This is a genomic window from Streptomyces millisiae (genome assembly GCF_031845425.1).
GTDB classification, from domain to species: Bacteria; Actinomycetota; Actinomycetes; order Streptomycetales; family Streptomycetaceae; genus Streptomyces; species Streptomyces millisiae.
In genome coordinates this window covers 1-404 of the sequence record NZ_JAVREM010000395.1, presented here as the reverse complement: position 1 = coordinate 404, position 404 = coordinate 1, and the positions used below count along the sequence as shown (strand labels likewise).

1 protein-coding gene is annotated in these 404 nt (G+C 63.9%); it reads right to left on the bottom strand.

The window, feature by feature from the left end; genetic code table 11:
• The coding region (locus RNC47_RS37255) for a DUF2637 domain-containing protein (protein ID WP_311605310.1) at window positions 1-220 on the bottom strand (220 nt) is incomplete at its 3' end.
• Window positions 221-404: the final 184 nt, after the last annotated feature.

Below are 404 nucleotides of genomic sequence, written 5' to 3'. Positions count from 1 at the left end.
GAATTCTGATCCAGGTCAACAGCAGATCGAGCGCGAGGAGCACGACAATGCCCGCGTCGACGCCGATAGGGAACGCGTACGAGAAGTTCCCGAAACCCTTCTGCAGCGCGAGCTCACGCACCGCCGCGTACGACCCAGCGAAGCCGATACCCGCGATGATCACGGCACCCGTGGCGACGGTCCCGATCAGCACCTTGTGAACCCGGGTGAGCTTGGGCACCGCCTTCTTGTTGTCCTGGGCAGTGGCAGACCCCAGGGGATCTGCGGCCCTACCCTGGTGGTGACGCATGCGAGTTCTCCGATCTTCCAGCGTCCCGAGCCTCGGCGGTGCTTCCTCACTGCCGGGGCTCATCTCTTGTCTCAGCCGTCGTTCCTGGTCAGGAATTCGTCGATCGCGCGGTCGA